This is a genomic window from Rhizobium sp. BR 315 (assembly GCF_050577975.1).
GTDB lineage: Bacteria > Pseudomonadota > Alphaproteobacteria > Rhizobiales > Rhizobiaceae > Rhizobium > Rhizobium miluonense.
On record NZ_JARWKZ010000135.1, the window covers coordinates 1 to 1124 of the forward strand.

Annotated in this window: 2 protein-coding genes; both read left to right on the forward strand. The window is 61.6% G+C overall.

What is annotated here, in order from left to right:
* A partial coding sequence (locus QD409_RS35360; protein ID WP_430765028.1) for an aminotransferase class III-fold pyridoxal phosphate-dependent enzyme occupies window positions 1–614 on the forward strand: 614 nt, incomplete at its 5' end.
* 138 nt (window positions 615–752) lie between these two features.
* A partial coding sequence (locus QD409_RS35365; RefSeq protein ID WP_430765029.1) for an aldehyde dehydrogenase family protein occupies window positions 753–1124 on the forward strand: 372 nt, incomplete at its 3' end.

Below are 1124 nucleotides of genomic sequence, written 5' to 3' on the forward strand. Positions count from 1 at the left end.
TCACCGGCTTCGGCCGCACCGGCTCGATGTTCGGTTCGCAGCACTACGGCATCGAACCCGACCTGATCACGGTCGCCAAGGGCCTGACCTCGGCCTACTTTCCGCTATCGGCTTCGATCGTGGGCGAGAAGGTCTACAAGGTCATGGAAGAGGGAGCTGACAAGGTCGGCGCCTTCTCGCATGGCTATACCTATTCCGGGCACCCGATCGGTGCGGCCGCCGCAAACGCGGTGCTCGACATCGTCGAAAAGGAAGACCTGCCCGGCAATGCCCGCGAAGTCGGTGCCTATTTCCAGGCCCAGCTCAAGGAGAAGTTCGCGCAGCTGCCGATCGTCGGTGAAGTGCGTGGTGTTGGCCTGATGGGCGCGATTGAATTCGTTGCCGACCGTGAGAACAAGACCAGGTTTGATCCGTCGCTGAAGGTCGGTGCCCGCGTCTCCAAGGCTGCTCGAGACCGGGGCCTCATCGCCCGCGCCATGCCGCATGGCGACATCCTCGGCTTCGCGCCGCCGCTCGTCACCACCAAGGCGGAGATCGACGAGATCGTCTCGATCGCGGAAAAGGCAGTACGCTGCGTCATCGATGACCTGGTTCTGAACGGTCAGAAAATCTGACCGCCAAGCGGTCGGTCGCTCCTACCGCAACCAATGCAGTCATGGAAACGAGAACAGGGCAGGGACCTCTCCTTGCCCTGACCGACCAACTCAGCCGCCGCGCAGGTGGCGCATCATCACGCAAGAGGAAGCCGGCCTATGACCGTTGCCAAACTTCATATCACCACCAGTCTGGCGCCGATCACTGTTTACAGCCCTTATGACGGGTCTGTCCTCGGGACGATTGACGCCACGGATGCGAGCGAAATTAACGAACTTCTGGCCCGCGCCCGTCGCGGCGCAGAGCTTTCAGCCAGGCTGCCGAGACATGAGCGCGCGCGCATCCTCGAAGGAGCTGCGCGGATCATCGAGAGCCCCCGTGAAGCATTTGCCGAAACCATCGTGCGCGAAGCCGGCAAGACGATCGTCCAGGCGCGCAAGGAAGTGCTTCGTTGCGTCAATACGTTAAAGCTCTCTGCCGAGGAGGCAAAGCGCAATGCCGGTGAGATCGTACCGTTCGATGCCTATGTC